The sequence below is a fragment of the Pelagirhabdus alkalitolerans genome, assembly GCF_900096905.1.
Taxonomy (GTDB): Bacteria; Bacillota; Bacilli; order Bacillales; family Amphibacillaceae; genus Pelagirhabdus; species Pelagirhabdus alkalitolerans.
The window spans coordinates 45,388-63,860 of sequence record NZ_FMYI01000002.1 but is presented as its reverse complement, the minus strand read 5'-3'; the positions used below and the strand labels follow the sequence as shown (position 1 = coordinate 63,860).

23 protein-coding genes are annotated in these 18,473 nt (G+C 36.0%); 4 read left to right on the top strand and 19 right to left on the bottom strand.

Annotation, left to right across the window (positions count from 1 at the left end):
• Window positions 1-22: 22 nt before the first annotated feature.
• From BLR62_RS02510 to BLR62_RS02480, 7 genes are all read right to left on the bottom strand, one after another.
• A complete protein-coding gene (locus BLR62_RS02510; RefSeq protein ID WP_090792754.1) occupies window positions 23-2,242 on the bottom strand; it encodes a penicillin-binding transpeptidase domain-containing protein in 2,220 nt (739 codons plus the stop codon).
• Window positions 2,243-2,257: 15 nt separating this feature from the next.
• Window positions 2,258-2,644 (bottom strand): cell division protein FtsL, encoded by a 387-nt coding sequence (gene ftsL / locus BLR62_RS02505; protein WP_090792752.1) that lies wholly within the window; start codon window positions 2,642-2,644, stop codon window positions 2,258-2,260.
• Entirely contained in the window at window positions 2,641-3,618 is a 978-nt protein-coding gene (gene rsmH, locus BLR62_RS02500) for a 16S rRNA (cytosine(1402)-N(4))-methyltransferase RsmH (protein WP_090792749.1), read from the bottom strand. Before rsmH ends, ftsL begins: the two co-directional genes overlap by 4 nt.
• A 27-nt stretch (window positions 3,619-3,645) precedes the next feature.
• Window positions 3,646-4,077 carry a division/cell wall cluster transcriptional repressor MraZ gene (gene mraZ / locus BLR62_RS02495; RefSeq protein ID WP_090792746.1) on the bottom strand — a complete coding sequence of 144 codons (432 nt, stop codon included), beginning with the start codon at window positions 4,075-4,077 and terminating at the stop codon, window positions 3,646-3,648.
• A 164-nt stretch (window positions 4,078-4,241) separates the two neighbouring features.
• Complete coding sequence (locus tag BLR62_RS02490; RefSeq protein WP_090792743.1) at window positions 4,242-4,628, bottom strand: DUF3397 domain-containing protein; 387 nt, start codon at window positions 4,626-4,628, stop codon at window positions 4,242-4,244.
• Window positions 4,629-4,830: 202 nt separating this feature from the next.
• Window positions 4,831-5,004: a 50S ribosomal protein L32 gene (gene rpmF, locus BLR62_RS02485; RefSeq protein WP_090792741.1), complete on the bottom strand. Its 174-nt coding sequence runs from the start codon at window positions 5,002-5,004 to the stop codon at window positions 4,831-4,833.
• 72 nt (window positions 5,005-5,076) lie between these two features.
• Complete coding sequence (locus BLR62_RS02480; RefSeq protein WP_090792738.1) at window positions 5,077-5,598, bottom strand: YceD family protein; 522 nt, start codon at window positions 5,596-5,598, stop codon at window positions 5,077-5,079.
• A 192-nt stretch (window positions 5,599-5,790) separates the two neighbouring features.
• Between BLR62_RS02480 and BLR62_RS02475 the strand changes: the two genes are divergently transcribed.
• Window positions 5,791-7,014, top strand: coding sequence for a nucleotidyltransferase (locus BLR62_RS02475; RefSeq protein WP_090792735.1), 1,224 nt, complete (start codon window positions 5,791-5,793; stop codon window positions 7,012-7,014).
• A gap of 557 nt (window positions 7,015-7,571) precedes the next feature.
• On the opposite strand, the gene BLR62_RS02470 is transcribed toward BLR62_RS02475, so the two are convergent.
• Window positions 7,572-8,591: a SepM family pheromone-processing serine protease gene (locus BLR62_RS02470; RefSeq protein WP_090792733.1), complete on the bottom strand. Its 1,020-nt coding sequence runs from the start codon at window positions 8,589-8,591 to the stop codon at window positions 7,572-7,574.
• 189 nt (window positions 8,592-8,780) lie between these two features.
• Between BLR62_RS02470 and BLR62_RS02465 the strand changes: the two genes are divergently transcribed.
• Entirely contained in the window at window positions 8,781-9,935 is a 1,155-nt protein-coding gene (locus tag BLR62_RS02465) for a nucleoside recognition domain-containing protein (protein ID WP_176759193.1), read from the top strand.
• A 40-nt stretch (window positions 9,936-9,975) separates the two neighbouring features.
• On the opposite strand, the gene coaD is transcribed toward BLR62_RS02465, so the two are convergent.
• The 5 genes from coaD to BLR62_RS02440 form a co-directional block, all read right to left on the bottom strand.
• Entirely contained in the window at window positions 9,976-10,455 is a 480-nt protein-coding gene (gene coaD / locus BLR62_RS02460) for a pantetheine-phosphate adenylyltransferase (RefSeq protein ID WP_090792727.1), read from the bottom strand.
• Between the two features lies 1 nt (window position 10,456).
• Window positions 10,457-11,017 carry a 16S rRNA (guanine(966)-N(2))-methyltransferase RsmD gene (gene rsmD, locus BLR62_RS02455; RefSeq protein ID WP_090792724.1) on the bottom strand — a complete coding sequence of 187 codons (561 nt, stop codon included), beginning with the start codon at window positions 11,015-11,017 and terminating at the stop codon, window positions 10,457-10,459.
• Window positions 11,018-11,325: 308 nt separating this feature from the next.
• A complete protein-coding gene (locus BLR62_RS02450) occupies window positions 11,326-11,625 on the bottom strand; it encodes a YlbG family protein (protein WP_245719379.1) in 300 nt (99 codons plus the stop codon).
• A 14-nt stretch (window positions 11,626-11,639) separates the two neighbouring features.
• Window positions 11,640-12,071, bottom strand: a complete 432-nt coding sequence (locus BLR62_RS02445; RefSeq protein WP_090792721.1) for a YlbF/YmcA family competence regulator — start codon at window positions 12,069-12,071, stop codon at window positions 11,640-11,642.
• A gap of 96 nt (window positions 12,072-12,167) precedes the next feature.
• Window positions 12,168-12,587, bottom strand: coding sequence for a CBS domain-containing protein (locus BLR62_RS02440; RefSeq protein WP_090792718.1), 420 nt, complete (start codon window positions 12,585-12,587; stop codon window positions 12,168-12,170).
• Window positions 12,588-12,733: 146 nt separating this feature from the next.
• On the opposite strand from BLR62_RS02440, the gene ytvI reads away from it, so the two are divergent.
• Entirely contained in the window at window positions 12,734-13,792 is a 1,059-nt protein-coding gene (ytvI, locus tag BLR62_RS02435; protein ID WP_090792716.1) for a sporulation integral membrane protein YtvI, read from the top strand.
• A 72-nt stretch (window positions 13,793-13,864) separates the two neighbouring features.
• Here ytvI and BLR62_RS02430 read toward each other — a convergent pair whose 3' ends face one another.
• Both BLR62_RS02430 and BLR62_RS02425 read right to left on the bottom strand, forming a co-directional pair.
• The gene (locus BLR62_RS02430; RefSeq protein WP_090792714.1) at window positions 13,865-14,143 is read right to left on the bottom strand and encodes an Fpa/YlaN family protein; all 279 of its coding nucleotides are present in this window, start codon (window positions 14,141-14,143) and stop codon (window positions 13,865-13,867) included.
• Between the two features lie 156 nt (window positions 14,144-14,299).
• Window positions 14,300-14,554: a hypothetical protein gene (locus BLR62_RS02425; protein WP_090792711.1), complete on the bottom strand. Its 255-nt coding sequence runs from the start codon at window positions 14,552-14,554 to the stop codon at window positions 14,300-14,302.
• A 133-nt stretch (window positions 14,555-14,687) separates the two neighbouring features.
• On the opposite strand from BLR62_RS02425, the gene BLR62_RS02420 reads away from it, so the two are divergent.
• Entirely contained in the window at window positions 14,688-14,894 is a 207-nt protein-coding gene (locus tag BLR62_RS02420) for a YlaI family protein (RefSeq protein WP_090792709.1), read from the top strand.
• Window positions 14,895-14,943: 49 nt separating this feature from the next.
• Here the strand turns inward: BLR62_RS02420 and BLR62_RS02415 are convergent, their stop codons facing one another.
• From BLR62_RS02415 to lpdA, 4 genes are all read right to left on the bottom strand, one after another.
• Entirely contained in the window at window positions 14,944-15,753 is an 810-nt protein-coding gene (locus BLR62_RS02415) for an inositol monophosphatase family protein (RefSeq protein ID WP_090792706.1), read from the bottom strand.
• Between the two features lie 64 nt (window positions 15,754-15,817).
• The gene (locus tag BLR62_RS02410; RefSeq protein WP_090792704.1) at window positions 15,818-16,081 is read right to left on the bottom strand and encodes a UPF0223 family protein; all 264 of its coding nucleotides are present in this window, start codon (window positions 16,079-16,081) and stop codon (window positions 15,818-15,820) included.
• 27 nt (window positions 16,082-16,108) lie between these two features.
• Complete coding sequence (locus BLR62_RS02405; RefSeq protein WP_090792702.1) at window positions 16,109-16,960, bottom strand: polysaccharide deacetylase family protein; 852 nt, start codon at window positions 16,958-16,960, stop codon at window positions 16,109-16,111.
• A gap of 103 nt (window positions 16,961-17,063) precedes the next feature.
• Window positions 17,064-18,473: a dihydrolipoyl dehydrogenase gene (gene lpdA, locus BLR62_RS02400; RefSeq protein ID WP_090792700.1), complete on the bottom strand. Its 1,410-nt coding sequence runs from the start codon at window positions 18,471-18,473 to the stop codon at window positions 17,064-17,066.

Here is an 18,473-nt window from a genome sequence, read left to right as displayed (position 1 = left end):
GAATAGTACACTGTTTTTCATTTTAATCTAATTCTTGATCTTCTTCCTCAACTTCATCTGACTCTTCTTCTGTTTCTGCTTTTAGTTGTTCTTGCAATTGTTCATAAGATAAAAATTCGGTCAGTAAATACGGTGAATTCTCTATAGATGCACCTTCTTCAATACTTTGTTCTATCAGATAACCTGAACCAATCATTTCTATATCTAAATCTAACAAATGCGCAAATTCAGTTACACTTCGTAGCGACCATCCTGACAGATCTGGCATAGTTGGTTCATCTGTTACAAGCATTACTTTATCTGTAGAAAGAATCAGTTCGTCTGCATCCATATTTGAATTGACAATCGTATCCCCTTCCCCTATAACGACAGGGTCTATATTCGCTTCATTAAGCCTGTCGACAACAGTATCGACCGATTGATCATGCCAATCTGGGAAATGGATCTGACCGACTGTCTCTTCCGACTCTTTATCCGGTTTAATGTTCATGTAGTGGAGTGCATTTTCCATCACATGATTAAATATAAACGAGACAGGTGCAGAACCTGCTTCATCTTCTGCAATTTTGGGTTGCTGAACCGTCACATACATCAACAATTCTGGATCGTCTGCCGGAGCCATACCAAGGAATGAGAAAATATAATTTTCATGTCCTTCCAGATAACCACCTTCAGAACTTGATATCTGAGCTGTTCCGGTTTTTCCCGCAACAGTGTATGACTCTAAATCATAAATATTCCGAGCAGTCCCCACATCAGATGATACAACAGACTCCATTGCTTTTAACACCTCATCTGCTGTTTCTTTAGAAATAGGCTGATCGACAACTTCTGGTTCATTAGATTGTATTGTTTCTTGTGTATCAGGATTAACAATATCTTGAATGACATAAGGTTGAACCATCTTACCATCATTTGCAATAGCAGTAGCTGCTTTTAACATTTGAATCGGCGTTACGGTTGTTCCTTGTCCATATGAAGTCGTTAGTTGTTCGATCGGATAACGATATAAAATCGTTCCAGCTTCCTCTCTTGGTAAATCAATGCCTGTGGGTCGATCAAAGTGAAAGGCCTCTAAATAATCGTGAAATGTTTCCGTCCCTAATTTTTCCCAAACCAATTTAGACATCGCGACGTTGGATGAACGTTGAAAACCTTCTTCAAAAGTGATCTCACCCCAATGTCTCCGGTAATCTGTGATCGGACGATCAATTTGATCAATCGAATAGGATCCTGATTCATATGTTTCATCTGGGTCATACACACCTTCTTCAATAGCTGCCGCAATCGTAAAAGCTTTCATTGTTGAACCAGGTTCAATAGGTGTTGAGACGACATCATTATACCAATTTGTCACATTTTCTAACTGATTAGGATTGTAACTCGGGCGATTGCTCATCGCCAGAACTTCACCAGTTTTAGGATCCATAACAGTAGCAGTGATTCGTTCCGGTTCATATTGTGCATCCACTTGGGTCATCGCATCTTCTAACACTGTTTGAATTTTTTGATCAATTGTCAAAGTTACGTTATGACCATCTTGTTCTTCTTCAATAACCTCATTAGCATCCAATAGCCTAGAATGATAGTTATCTCGTTCAAACTTAAGTGATCCATCCTCACCTCTTAAAACATCCTCTAATTGAGCTTCAATACCTGTTAAACCAGTAACTTGGCCACCATCGTTAGCTTGTGCGAGTCCTATTACTTGGGATGCAAATAAACCGTTAGGATAGTAACGGTCAGACCCTTCATGAAAATATATGCCTGGCAATTCTAATTCTTCAATAGCTAAATATTGTTCACGAGTCAATTGATGCCCCGCACGACCAAATTCGACTTGAAATTGACCATTTTCTTTTCCTGACTCCAACCGATCTTGAATCTCACTAGCATCAGCATCTAATACATCCGCTAAACCTTCAGCTGTTCGATCGACATCATCAACATGATTAAGACGCCTCTCAGGGTTTGGTGAGTAAGATTCATCTATAACAGCATATAAACCATACGTTGTTAAGTCTTGCGCAAGAGTCATGCCATTACGATCATATATGTAACCACGTTGTGCTGGCAAACTAGTCTCAGTTGTCCGTTGTTTATTTGCCCAATCTTCTAAGTTAACACCTTGCACTTCACCGGTAGCAGATATGAAAATTAATCGACCAGCAATAACAAGAAATAGTACGAAAAACATACCGAAAAATAAGTTAATGAAAAATTTGGCGTTTGGTTTATTCATTTTAGTGACTCCTCACTAATCATGACTAACATGTGTCGCTTGCCTAACTTCAGTATTTTGGATGGTTAATCCATTATCTTTTGCAATTTCTAAAATGCGTTCTGGATTACTATATTCCATCACTTGATGATTAAGGTTTTGATTAACGGATTGTTGTTCTTCGATTTGATTTTCCAATTGTTGAATATCTCGATTAACAGCGTCAAGATTGCTATTAAACGAAACGATGTATATTAACGAAACAGCTATCAGAACTCCAAAAAACCCCCAAATGATTTTCTCACCTTTAGTAATTTTTCGGCTATTGACCTTAACTATTTTTTTAGGCTGGTGACTAGGTTCACTACGGTGTGTTCGTTTAGGTGCGGTTGACTGGTAGTTTCTTGCTTCGTTTACGCTCATGATTGCTTCCACCCTTCTTGATAAAGAAATTGATCATCCCACTCTTTCACCTTTTCAACGATTCTTAACTTTGCTGATCTTGACCTTCTATTTTCGAAAAGCTCATCTTCCGTTGCGACAATTGGCTTTTTGCTAACAAATTTAAATGGTGGTTTCTTATCATCTGGAACAATCGGTAGATTTTTAGGTAGTGGTGGTTCAGTACTCCACTTTTTAAAGGCTTGTTTACAAATTCGGTCTTCTAGAGAATGAAACGTAATCACGGCAATTCGACCACCCACACTAACTTTTCTTGCCGCTTGGTGCAACACATCAAAGAATGCCCCTAATTCATCATTTACGGCAATTCGAATCGCTTGAAAAACACGTTTTGCTGGGTGTCCTCCCTTTCGCCTAGCAGCGGCAGGAATCCCTTCTTTAATGATATCTGCAAGTTCATGTGTGGTTTGAATAGGTGATTCCTTGCGTTTAGCTTCAATCTTTCTAGCAATTTGTTTTGAAAACTTCTCTTCACCATATTTGAAAAATATTCGAACTAATTCTTGATACTCCCACTCGTTAACAACTTGAAATGCCGTTAAAGATTGCGTCTGATCCATTCGCATATCAAGCGGTGCATCATGTTGATAACTAAATCCTCTTTGACCATGATCTAGCTGAGGAGAGGATACACCTAAATCAAATAAAAAACCGTCGACTTGGTCGATGCCCATTTTATTTAGTTCTTCTGTTATGTATCGAAAATTTGAATGGACAAACTCAATACGATCTTGATATGTGTGCAACCTTTCCTTGGCTGCTTCTAATGCGTGTTCATCTTGATCAAATGCAATTAATCGTCCATTTACTAATTGTTTGACAATCTGTTCAGAGTGACCACCAGCACCAAGTGTTCCATCAACATAAATACCATCTTCTGAAATATTTAATCCCTCTATTGTCTCGTTCATTAAAACACTCTCATGCTTAAACATGTGATCACCATCTTTCTAATATTTAACTTAAAAGTCTATTTCCATCATATTTTCAGCAACTTCTGTAAACGTTGATTCTGAATCATTCATATAGCTTTCCCATATTTCTTCTGACCAAATTTCTACACGATTCGATACACCGATGACTGAACATGCTTTTTCAATATTCGCGTACTCTCTCAAAGAAGCTGGAATATTAATGCGCCCCTGTTTATCAATTTCACATTCCACAGCACCTGAAAAGAAAAAGCGCGAAAAAGCACGGGCATCTTTTTTAGTCAGTGGGAGTTTTTTTATTTTATCTTCTAAGATGCGCCATTCTGATAATGGGTAAACAAACAGACATTGGTCTAAACCCCTTGTCACTACAAAAGATTCACCTAAATCATCACGAAATTTAGCCGGCATAATCATCCGACCCTTTACGTCTATATTATGTTTGTATTCTCCCATAAACATAATAATCGCCCACCTTTTTTTACAGTTTACCACATCCCCCCACTTCTCACCACACATTTATGGATAATTGTTAGAAAAAATGGAAAATAGTACATATGTTCGCATATTTTAAAACAAAAAAGAGACAAATCTTAAGATCTGCCTCTTTTAGGATTCTATTCAAATTAAAAATACACTGATACTCGCTCATAAATAGCAAGCATAACCATCACAAAATGCGCTATGAAGAAAACTAAAAATAAAGCTCGTAAATAAATCCGCACAACTCTTGATATGATGATATCATCAATTAAACGCCACTGAATAATAACAAACATAAATAAGAGTACTAATAAAAGAGTCGTTAGCGGTCCAATGATCGACACATTAAACGTTTCATTAAAAATTAAAATGGATGAAAGCAAATAAAATAAAGCTGAATATTCCATGCTTCTATGTAATGATTTTTTTTTACTATGTGTGAAGTGATGAAACAATAAGTAAGTAATGATAGTCACAAGTAATGGAAACGTCACCATGATCCCTAAAACATAAGCCATTATATAACTCATCTAATCCCTCCTTAGGCTCTGAAATATTTATGCATTTCAATAACGAACTGAACAAAACATTCTCCATTTGACACATCACTATTTAACGTTAGATCATGCATTTAGTCAATAGTGACCTCATAAATTCTATTCGCACGCAAAAAAGCTAGCTCTACATAAGAGCTAGCTTTTTAGGTTTCAATCCATAAAAGGGTATAATCGATTATGATTCAACAACTTCTTTTCCATCATAATGACCACACGCTTTACAAACATGGTGAGGTTTAGTAAGTTCACCACAATTTGAACAAGATACCATTCCTGGTACATGTAGTTTTTTGTGTGTACGTCGCTGATTCTTCACCTTTTTAGATGTTCTTCTTTTTGGTACTGCCATGTCTTACACCTCCTTCACTTCCGAAACGAAAATCCATATTTAAAAGGTTAGGAAGTGAAAAAACACTTAACCTTACTGATTTTCATTTTTATCATCATTGAATAATGATTGTAATTTTTCAAATCGAGGATCTAACTTTTCCTCTAAATCATCTTCGGATACAACTTCCCAACCTTCTCCAGCTGATAAAGCTTGTTCCTCAATGGTTTCCGGATCCGCATAGACACGAAACGGAATCTCTAATAAAACGTTCTCTTCAATATACGGCTTCAAGTCAATCATTTCACCATCTACTGGATGCATTTCTGATTCATCTTCTTCTTGATAATACGGATCAATTGAAAAAACTTCAATTACATCACGATCAATTGAATAATGAACATCAACCAGTGTTCTAGCACATGGTAAAATCATTTCACCTTTAATGTTTAATTGTGCCGTAATCGTTTGATCTTGTGCCGACATTCTTCCTTCAACAAGAACAGAGCCTATTTTTCTGATATCATTTTTTAATGATTCAAGTTCTGTTAAATCGACTTCTGATTCAACAGGTAGTTCTTCAGTTTGAAGAATTTTTTGTACAGGTATTTTCATCACTATCACCTCGAAAGCACAAAGTTTATTGTAAAATGTATTCGTCCATTTGTCAATATTTTTTCTTTACACCGTTAGTTAATTTATACTTCAGTTTATCCAACAAGAGAAATTAATGATAACAATTCTTCACACCTACATCCGTTACAAAGTCACTTTGTGTTACAATATGTCCAAATAGGAGTGATCAGATTGAATATAACTGGCTTAATTGTAGAGTACAATCCTTTTCATAATGGGCATCTTCATCATATCGAACAAGCACGCATAAAGTCAAACGCTGATGTTTTAATCGTTGTTATGAGTGGCGACTTCTTACAACGAGGCGAACCAGCCATTGTGGATAAATTTTGCCGCGCTAAAATGGCTGTTGACCACGGTGTTGATTTAGTTATTGAACTACCCGTTGTCTACGCTGTTCAACATAGTGATTTATTCGCCAAAGCTTCTGTTAGTTTGTTAAATGAATATAGTGTGGATACGATTATATTCGGAAGCGAATCGGGTGACATAAAGGAATTTGAACACTTACAACGTATTAAAAAAGAAGATCAAAACTTCCAACATTCACTAAATGCGTTTTTAGTTGAAGGGTTTAGCTATCCAAAAGCTTACCAGTTGGCAACTGAAAAGCAGCACCCTAGTCTAAGCATCGACTTATCTAAACCCAATAACATACTTGGATTTAGTTATATGAGCGCTGTATCTGAAGTCAACCCGACCATTAAAATAGACACGATCAAACGATTACAAGCCGACTATCACCAAGAATACATGTCAACTCCAATCACAAGTGCAACAAGTATCCGCCGTCATTTACTAGAAAAAAACCAGGATTTAAATACTATTGAACAATCGATTCCAGAAGCTACTCGAGACTATTTAACAGACTATGTTCATCTCTCCGAGCACTTTCATCAATGGGAGGATTACTTCCCGTTTTTAAAATATAGACTACTTAGTGATTCACTTGCCAACTTGAGACGTATACACGGGATGACTGAAGGGATTGAGCATCGTCTTAAAAAACAAATAAAACATGCTGATAACTTTGAACAATTCATAGCGTCAGTTAAAACAAAACGCTATACAAGAACACGCTTGCAAAGATTATTCATCCATATACTTCTACAATTAGAGCATCAAGAGGTCAAAAAAGCACTTGACGCGCTTCCTCATTTAAGTGAAGCGCGATTACTAGGTTATTCGAGTCAAGGACAGCATTATTTAAACGAACAGAAAAACCGTTCAACAATCAAAACAATTACGCAACTTAAAAAGAAAATGTCACCTATACTGGAAATCGACGAAAGGGCATCACGCTTATATTATTTGCCGCTTGATGATTCGATTCAGTCACAACTGTTCAAACAACAGTTCAGACCTCCATATAGGAAAGGGTCTAAGTCAGACTGAATAAAAGAATATATAATGGAAGACCAATAAGACATGCTACTCTTAGAGTAAAATGACGTGTGAATGATGCCTCGCTTGCCGCGGGCACGGCTTCAGCTAACTGAGGAAAGAAATGCACTCTCCTCAGTGGATCTTCAGCTCGCGCTCTTCCCGCAGGCGTCTCGACATCATCACACGTTTAACTCAAAAGTACGTAAACTTTTAGAAAAAATATATTTTTGTTTTATCGAAAGTACCGTTATATATTGAGATTATATAGCGTAATGTATATAGCTTTGTTAAATTAAATATTGAGTTTCATTATCGATATAAAAACTTGAAGATTCGAATGGCATAATAATAGAAGAGTAAGTGGTTTATTATCCCAATAATTAATCGACAATCTGAAATAAACGAAACTCTTGCGGGAAAGCATGAGTCCAAAGATCCACTTTAGAAGCGAACTTTGCTGCTAAAGTTAAGTGTGACCATGTCCGCGGAAAGTGAGTGTGTTTCAGGTGGCGATCAGATTCACATTTTTATAGCAGAGTTATTCATTTTAATACGCATGATTTTTATTATGCCTCATAGTTAAGCAAAAATTCAATGGCATCTGAAACTGTATCGATTGGAACAATTTCCATATCAGAATCTATTGATGCTTTTGTAGCCATTGCTAATTCATAATTGGACTCATTTGTGCCACCATCATTCGGTACAAAAAAGATATCAACATCTTCACGATCACTAGCCACCACTTTCTTATCAACACCACCTATGCGGTGTACGTTACCTTCATAATCAATCTCACCTGTACCAGCTATCTTTAAGCCGTTCGTTAGATCTGTTTCTGTTAATTGATTATATATTTCAAGTGATAAAACAATCCCCGCACTCGGGCCTCCGATTTCACCACTATCAAATTGAACATCACGCTCAATGGATATTTCACGATTCGTTACAAGTTGAATGCCAATACCTGGTCTTTGAGGTTCATCTGGGAGCGGGACAAGTTCAATCGTCTCCTCAAACATTTGTTCATCTCTTTCTATAACAAATGTTAAGTGATCACCAATATCATATTGACTAACTATCTCAATCAAATGATCAGCATCATCAATTCTTTGGCCCTCAACTTCCATAATCTTATCTGCAATCTCTAATTTTTCAGAGGCAGGTAAATCATCCATTGTTGAAACAACATAAACGCCTTCATAATAAACGTCAATCGCTTCATTCGCTTCTTGATAGGCAACTACAATAGCCGCTTCTTGAGAACTTTCCATCATCTGAAGCTGCGCTTGCATATATTGATCTCTGTCATAACCATCAGGAAAAACATCACCAATTGGTAAAAGATCTCGATAACTTGAGAAAAATGTCGTCATCGCTAAAAGTGGAGTAGCTCTTCCCCCTCTAACTGTAACCAAATTAAGCTCTCCTTCACCAGTGTAACTATTTTCAATATTAACAACTTCATGTAAAGAATCGACTGTTCCTGGTTGATACACATAAAATGGGAGTGGAACGGTTACAAATGCCACAATGGCGAAAATGATTAAACTGTATTTTACGAGTTTTTTTACTTTGTCTGTCAATCAAACTCTCTCCTCACCTATACGTTAATAGCATGCATAAGTTAGCTCACATCTAGCGTATAGTTAATTGAAATCATAATTATCCTTAGTTTACTACGTTTTAAAAACACTGTATAGCAAATTTGCACTAAACTTGAAAGGAAGTAAAAATTGAAGCATATTACACTGACCTTTTGGTATCTTTTTTTGATGAGCATACTTACTTTATTATTTATCATCATGCCACTTGATGTTTTAACAGCGACACGAAATGGTCTCACCTTATGGATACAAATCGTGTTACCTTCTCTTTTACCTTTTTTTATCTTAGGTGATTTATTGTTGCAATTAGGTATCGTCACTTTTATAGGTACCTTATTTGAGCCTTTCATGCGCAAGATCTTTAATGTTTCAGGCGAAGGCGCGTTCATTCTATTAATTGGAATGATTAGTGGCTATCCGACTGGCGCAAAATTTATCGCTCAAATGAAGAAACGAAATATCATTAGTTTAGAAGAAGCTGAACGACTATCAGCATATTCCAATGCTTCTAACCCATTATTTATTTTGTCGGCAATTGCCATTGGGCTCTTTCATAATCAAATGGTAGGGTGGGTCTTAGCGTTTACACACTATGGATCGAATATACTTGTCGCAATCTCAATGCGCTCCTATAAACGAAGTACTTGTAATGTATCACATAAGAATGCAAAAAAACTCAGTCCGTTAGATGCTTTTAGAAAAATGCATACTGTAAGACTACAACATAGTAAATCCTTTTTCGAAATTTTATCTGATGCCATCTTCCAATCCATCCAAACTTTGATGATGATCGGTGGGTTCATTATCAGTTTTTCTATTCTATCTCATTTATTAATGACTTTGTCTATTATTGATTGGCTCAGCATCCCTTTAATACACTTGCTTGAAAAATTGAACGCACCCCCTTTTTTAGCTTCACCATTTATAAACGGATTATTAGAAGTAACTTTAGGCGCTAACAGCATTGCTTCTGTAGATCATGCACCCCTTATTTTGCAAATTTTATTAATCGCGATCCTTCTTGCTTTTAACGGATTGTGCATTCAGGCACAAATCATAACATTACTTAAAAAAGCGAACCTTTCAATCAAACCTTATTTTTTAGGACGGTTATTACAAATCATTTATTCAATTGGGATCGTTGTTCTCATTCATTCATTTTTACCTATTCAACTTGTTGAACATGTTGCCACGTCAAGTCGATTAATACAACAATCGGTTTTTCATATCCATCATCACTTTCAAGTATTAACGCTTATGATACTTGTATTAATTTGGGTTTACATGATCTTTTATCTTTTATTCAATAAACAAAAAAGTTAAGTTCTCAAAAAACTTAACTTTTTTTATGTATTTATTCGTATTATTCAAATTTATTTTTTAAAGCTTGTTCAACGCATAATGGCACCAAATCCGATACATTGGCATCATATTTAGCGACTTCTTTTACCATACTTGAGCTTAGGAACGAATATTTATTGTTTGTCATCACAAAAAAGGTTTCAACATCCTCATTCAACTTACGGTTCATAGATGTAATTTGTAATTCATATTCAAAATCACTAATCGCTCTTAACCCTCTCACAATGGCTTGCGCCTCTTTCTCACGCGCATAATCCATCAATAAACCATCATGTGAATCAACAGAAACATTTTCGATGTGCTCTGTCGCCTCACTGAGCAACTTCATTCTTTCTTCCACAGTAAAAAGAGGCGCTTTTGATTCATTATGGAAAACAGCTACAATGACATGGTCAAACACTTTAGATGCACGCTCAATAATATCTAAGTGACCATTTGTAACTGGATCAAAGCTCCCTGGACAAATAGCAAGTTTAGTCATATTAGACATCCTTTCTTTCATATAATGATATCGCAATCTGACTACCATAAGTTTCAGAGCGGACTTGTTGCCATTCTCCAACAGCTTTAGGTAAAGACAAATTTGCATCATGTTCACAGATCACTAATGTCTGCTTGTGTGTTAATTGATAATCATATAATTGATTCAGTAATTTTTCATAAACATTCTTTTTATAAGGTGGATCTAAAAAGATAAAATCAAACTGGATATCTCGTTTAGACAATGGCTTTAAAGCTCTAAATGCATCGTTACGATACACCTCAGATCGATCCGTTAATTTTAGTGTTTGAATATTTTGTTTGATTGAATCACAAGCTTGCTTTTGTTGGTCAACGAATATAACATGATCTAACCCTCTACTTAATGCTTCAATACCTAAGCCGCCACTTCCTGCAAATAAATCCAACCCAATACCTTGATGAAAAAATGGACCTATTCGATTAAATAATGATTCTTTCACCTTATCAGAAGTTGGACGGGTCAATCGGTTTGACACTGATTTGATCGGGCGTCCTTTAAATTCACCTGCAATTACTCTCACATTATTTCACCTCATTTAAAACAGTCAAGTTACGAGTCGCTTTTTATCCTATCATAAAAGCGTATAGAATGCTATTTAAGTTTACTAATGACAACAGGTATAAGAATAACTTCTAGAGGTAATACTTATAAACGTGAAGGCGCGTATAAACGCTATATCCTTCATGAAAACGGAAATAGCTGATTTTCCCCATTAACTATTTCCGGTTTCTCCTCTCCCTTTACCTTTTTGATTAGCTATAAAATCAAAAAGGGCCTGCAGAATAATTGTTCTGCAGGCTTTTTCTATCACATTTAGTAGATGGATCATTAAATCCCCATCTTATACTCATATTCTTTATCTTTGACGGCCGTTTTACTTTCAAACTCTTGACGTATAAACGGCTTAAATGACGGTTCCACTTTCGAAATGAAAGGTAACGACTCTAACTTTGTCACTTTATCTTCAACATCATCTTGATCAACATAAATAACTGCGTATTTAGATTGACGCGAAATAGCAATTAAATGACCATATCGCTTTAATTGTTTTATGTTTTTCATATGTTGAAACCAAACGATCAATCCTTGACGTTTTGTTCGCATACTGTTTACCTCACTTTCTTCCATACAACACTCAACCTTTAACAACCACAACTTCCGCCTGAACCACAGCCGCAACTTGAATCAGTCATAATAGCGCCGTCTTTAGGTACCATAATTTGCGGGCTTATACTATGAGCGATTGATTCAGTCACTTGCTCGAGTAGTGTTTGCAACGATCGTTCTGCAATTTTAAATTGAGCAACCGACTCCAACATATCAACTTCACGTTTTTTTAAACGTGTTTCTTTCATGATCTTGTTATAATCTGGATGATACCTGCCAAATCGCTGAACATCTTCATACTTTTCTTTTAAAGATTCAAACTGTTTGATCACAGTTTGTGCATGTGTATCCTGCTTCAGATGATTCTTTTTCTCTATATAATTTATCATTTCTTCAGAATTAACAATCATTTCTGCCAATTCTTCCGTTAAATCGAGTACATCAACTATTTCAGTTGTCGCTAACACGACCTCACCTCCACTATCCTTATCATACCAAGAAACAACACAAAAAAAAAGACAAGAAAATGGTTTATTAGCCATTTCCTCACCTTACACTCAACATTATATTGTTTTAGAAATGCGCTCAACAGCTTCTTTGGCAGATAAATCAGATGACTCGTCCAAGATCAAATCACGAACCGCAACAACACCGATTAATTTATGGTTTTTTACGACTAATAACCTGCGAATTTGATGTTTCGCCATGATGTCAGTTGCATCTTTAAGTTCACAATGTTCATCACACGTAACGATGTCTGTCGTCATGATTTCCTCGAGTACATGTTCTGAACCAAATCCTTTCGCATAGCCACGAATAACAAGATCACGATCTGTCACAATCCCTAAAACGTGTTTTTCATCATCACAAATGGGTACAGAGCCAATATCATGTTCCTTCATGTGAATGGCCGCATCTTGAATGGTATCATTTGGAGTCTGACAAATAACATCTTGACTCATCACATCACGAACTGTTTTCATAAAAAAACTCCTTTTAAATCTGTTTATTCGACTTTTCAATCGATTATAATGTATAGTATGATCAATATATGTAAGGCTATACATTTTATTTAACAGCATCATAGATAATCCAACACTTTAGAACTTTTAGGAAGAAGGCGTTTTGTTTGTTTAAAGGTTTAACGAAAAATCATTGGCGACTTATTTTTTTACTCATCATTTTAATTATTTTCTCAATTATAATATTACCGGTTTCCGTACCGTTACTTATCGCGTTCTTAACAGCTCTTTTTATAAATCCAATTGTACGGTTTGTGAAAATGCGATTTCAGTTAAATCGTAAGTTTAGCGTTATTATTGTATATCTTGTTTTTCTATTTTTACTCTTCGGTCTTGGAAGTATTGCCATTACAACGATCATTAGACAATTGGTTGATTTAGTCGAAAATGCGCCTGACTACATATTACAAGTCAACAGGCTATTACTTGAATGGAGTAGTGACCTTGAGTATGCGATGGCTGATCTACCAGATGAATTCGTCCAAGAAGTCAATAGTAGTATTAATTCAAGCGTCGATTCATTAACTGACTTACTTAGAACTAATATACGTGTCGAACGTTTCGCAACACTTGTTGCTGTTATTCCAAATTACATCGTTAGCTTTATCGTCTATTTAATTGCTTTGTTTTTGTTCATGCTTGAATTACCACATTTGAAAACAAAAATGTATCAAAATTTCACAGACGAAACATCTGAGAAAATTCAATTTATGTTCTCACGGTTAAAATATGTGATTGTTGGATTTTTAAAAGCACAATTTTTAGTCAGTATTATTATTTTATTCGTCAGCATGATTGGCTTATTGATTATTATCCCAGAATATGCAGTGATTATGGCTACGATCATATGGCTTGTTGATTTAATTCCGATTGTAGGATCTATAGCCGTTTTAGGCCCTTGGGCTATTTATATGCTGATTGCTAATCACTACTTGATGGGTATACAACTAGGCGTATTAGCCATTGTTTTGCTTACGATCAGGCGAACAGTCGAACCGAAAGTAATGGGACAGCACATCGGCTTATCTCCTTTAGCTACATTAATAGCCATGTATGTAGGGCTACAGCTTATCGGTATTCTTGGCTTTATTGCAGGACCCATTGTTGTCATTGCCTTTAACTCCGCTAAAGAAGCAGGCATTATAAAATGGAATTTTAAAATATAACACCATAACAAAACGCCATATCAAATTGATATGGCGTTTATTTATAGTATAAGATCTTTTATTAAATTTAATTTAAGATTGTTGCGCTTTTTCATGTAGAACATTAAGGTGTCTTTCAAGACTGTCTAATAATTCTTTTCCTTCTTCTTCTTTAATTAAATTTAATCGAACAGCAAAATCAATTTCTCTTGATAAGCCGAACATTTGCGTATCTAAAACCTCTTCATATAAAGGGCATTGGGGCATTGTTAAATTATCCATTTGTACTTGAATGAGCTTCAAGATTTTATCCGCATCCGCCTTAAGAAGGGCATAGGCTTCATTCGCATTTTTTATAACCGCTTCCTGCATCGATTAATCCCCCCATTTAAAGATCTTTCTCCTATTAATATTAAAGCTATTTGATTTAAAATGCAAGCCTATCCCCTTGATGCGTTCGTTTTGTTGAACCAATGCTCACGTCAAAATAAAGTCGAAATAACAGAATCATTTAATTCACATGTAACATTATTGTCTGATGCGGTTGTAATATTCCACTCCATATTGAGAGCCTTCACTTACCATATCAGCGTTTTCGATTTGATCTTCTAACGGATCTCCCGCTTCATCAATTGGAAAATTGGGTTTATTTTTCAATAGCAAACGCATTTTTAAATCGTGTCCTTTTTCTTTTAGGTTGGCTCTTGTTTTACGATCAGCAAGAACAAAACCGACTACAGATGCACTAATACCTACTAAACCCATTACTACTTTTTTACTCATAAATTGACACCTCTTTTTTTAGTATATAAAAATCTTTCCCTTTTTTTAGACAGTTAAACAAAAGCCGAGAAACGTTTTCGACTTTTGTTTATTTATGCTAAAATAAAGATAAAAGATAAAATGAGGTGACATTATGGATGTCAAGTGCCCTATTTGTGATAAAGTTGAACAAATTAATACAGATTCTCCGCTAGCTAAACGACTTAGAAATCGTCGTAAACACCTTTACTTATGTTCGGATTGTTCGAATCGTATTGGTGAAAACACACGAAAGCGACACGCTACCGGTAACTTTCATTTATTTAAAGAAAAGAAAGAAGAAGATCCTTATATAGGTTGAGTTTGAGGTTAGATAATTATCTGACTCTCGGATTCAACCTATTCAAGTACTATATTAGGTATTTGAGCTCAATATAATCACTAATAGCATTAATTAAGTTTGGATGTGCGGAAACAATCGGATCTTGATGTAGAAATGTAAGACGTTCCCCAGTTGTCTGAGACGTCACACCACCTACTTCTTTAAAAATAACAACTCCGGCAGCTATGTCCCACGGCTGTAACTTAAACGATATGTAACTATCGACAATTCCTTCAGCTAAATAGCAAAACTCTAGCGCAGCAGATCCGTATGATCTTGTTCCTCTTACTGTTTGCACTAAATCTCGAATGGGTTCATCGGCCACCTTCTTGTTCGGTGTACACCATATTGTATTTAACATTAATAGAGATTCTTCTAGTGTCTTCGACTCCGGTAAAGGATCGAGTTTTTTTTCATTTTTATAAGCCCCTTGTCCTTTTTTGGCATGATATAGGCAATCAGCCATCACATCATAAACGAAACCAATCTCACCAACACCGTCACAAAACACAGCTAATGAAATGGCAAATGTTTGTTTTTGATGGACAAAGTTCATTGTGCCATCAATTGGATCAATAATCCAGACGACACCGTCCAAGTCTTGTACATCATCACCAAATCCTTCTTCTGATAAGATACGGTGCTCTTGATAAGTCGAGCGAATAGCTTTAGCAAAATATTCTTCTGTTTGTTTATCCATTTCTGTTACTAAATCATTAGCATTTTCTTTTGTATCAACTTCCCTTGGTTGATCAATAGAAGAACGAATAATGGCACCAGCTTCTAAAACCCATTCTTTCGCTTGTTGATAAATTGATTCTTGATCAAATTGAGTCATGGTTGTCATCCTTTCAAAGAAATTATATTACATGCTAAAAAAGTAGCCACTAGTGACTACTTTTTTATTTCATCTTAACTGACTCGTTTTCTTGAGCTTTTTTGACTGTTCGATAGACAGAACAACCTGAATCACGTTCAAATGCTTGTGATAACTTTTTTTCTTCACTTTTACTCGGTACGACTTGTTTAAATTTTTTATAGTGACTTAGCAATTGATTTGAGTCCACAGATTGATAATATGCTCGTTCAACTAAATCTAAAAATTCAACAACGTCTACCATTTCGTCTGTTGACCAATCCGGGTCAATTGGAAAACGATAATTCATGTTCAAAACTCCTTGCCGTATTAATTATTAAGGTACTTTAATCGTGCTCGGATCAACAAAATCATAACCCTTTTCCTTTATACCTTCAATAATGCCAGGAAGTGCTTCAGATGTCCATTCACGATCGTGCATTAATAAATTAGCTCCAGGATGCACTTCTTCAACCATAATTTCTTCTAACGCCTCTTTATTTGTATAGTCTTCATTCCAGTCATAACCATACGTCCAGTTCATCTTAACCATACCTTCATCTTCGACGATTTGGTCACTAGTATCTGTATTCACACCAAAGGGGGCACGGAAAAAGACAGGACGCTCACCAATAATGTCTTCAACCAAATCATTTAATTCAACAATTTCTTGGCGTTGTTCTTCTTCAGATATATTGCTTAAATTAGGATGATTATATGTATGGTTGCCAATATGAAAGCCCATCTCATAAATTTCCGTTAAAATGTTTTTTTCTTCTTCTGTTTGTAAAAAGTGTCCATTTACAAAAAAGATGGCCGGTACATCGTTCTCTTTCAAAGTATGTGCCATCTCTAGAGCTTGACCATCCGGTGCATCATCAATCGTTACAAGAGCAACATCTGAATTATACTCCTCATCAAGAGGTTCTACTTGCCAATTGGCTGAATTTATTTGATACATCGTTTCAACCTCCTCATCCGCTTCATCATCTTCTTCAGACTCTTCTTCATCTTTCTCATCTTCTAAATCAGTGTCCTCTTCATTCTCTTCTATTTCATCTTCATCGTCGTTATTCACGACTTCCTCATCATTATTTTCTTCTTGTTCTTGTGTTTCATCATCTGTCTGACAAGCAACCACTATAAGCGCTGTGATTAGCATTATAAATAATAAATACCATTTTTTCATCTTTTTAACCCCTTATCTCTTTGATGTTTATAACTAGTATAAATCATCTCTTCATAAAAAAATACCGATAATTCGATCGAATTATCGGTATTTTGTCATTTAATTATTTTACAATATGGATTGGAGTACCCATCGCTACTTCTGCAGCTTCCATTGTAATTTCACCTAATGTTGGGTGAGCATGAATCGTTAACGCTAAATCTTCAGCTGTCATACCTGTTTCGATTGCTAGACCAAGTTCAGAGATCATATCACTAGCATTCGCACCAGCAATTTGAGCACCTAGTACAAGACCATCATCTTTACGAGTAACAAGACGGACAAAACCATCTCCACTTCCTAATGATAGAGCACGACCATTTGCAGCAAACGGGAATTTAGATGATGTAACATCATAACCGTCTTCTTTTGCTTGTGCTTCTGTGTAACCAACTGATGCTAATTCAGGATCAGAAAATACAACAGCAGGAATGCCATGGTAATCAATTTCAGATTTCTCACCAGCAATCGCTTCAGCAGCAATTTTACCTTCATAAGAAGCTTTATGAGCAAGTGGAGGTCCAGCTACGATATCACCGATCGCATAAATGTTTGAAACATTTGTACGACATTGTTTATCAATTTTAATTAGACCTTTGTCGTCCACTTCAACACCTACTTGTTCTAAGCCAATTTCTTCTGTGTTTGGCTTACGACCAACAGTTACTAACACATAATCAGCTTCAATGGTTTCTTCTTTACCATTTGCTTCATATGTGACTTTAACACCGTCCTCTGTTTCTTCAGAACTTTTAGCCATAGCATTCGTCACGATGTTAACATTATTTTTCTTCAAACGTTTCTTCACAAGAGCAGACATATCTTTTTCGAAACCGCCTAAGATCTCATCCATACCTTCTAAAATCGTTACTTCTGTTCCGAAATTAGCATAAGATGTACCTAGCTCAGTACCGATATATCCGCCACCAATGACAATCATTTTTTCTGGGATTTCACTTAAGTTAAGTGCGCCCGTTGAATCAATGATACGCTTAGAGTACTTAAACGTTGGAATTTCAATCGGTGTTGACCCTGTTGCAATAATACAATCTTTAAATGTATAAGTTTGTGAACTTTTTTCATCCATGATACGAGCTGTATGATCATCAACAAAGAATACTTCACCACTTACAATGTCGACCTTATTACCTTTTAATAAACCTTCGACACCGCTTGTTAGCTTTTCAACAACGCTTTCTTTCCATGATTGAACCTTACTAAAATCGATGGATACATTTTCACTTTCAATACCCATCTCACTTGCACCATGCGCTTCTTCATAGCGATGACCAGCTTGAATAAGGGCTTTTGAAGGAATACAACCGACGTTCAAACAAACGCCACCAATTGCACCTTTATCAGCAATTGTTACTTTTTGACCTGTTTGAGCAGCGCGGATGGCAGCTACATAGCCACCAGGTCCCGCTCCTACTACAAGTGTATCTACCTCAATTGGAAAATCTCCTACTACCAT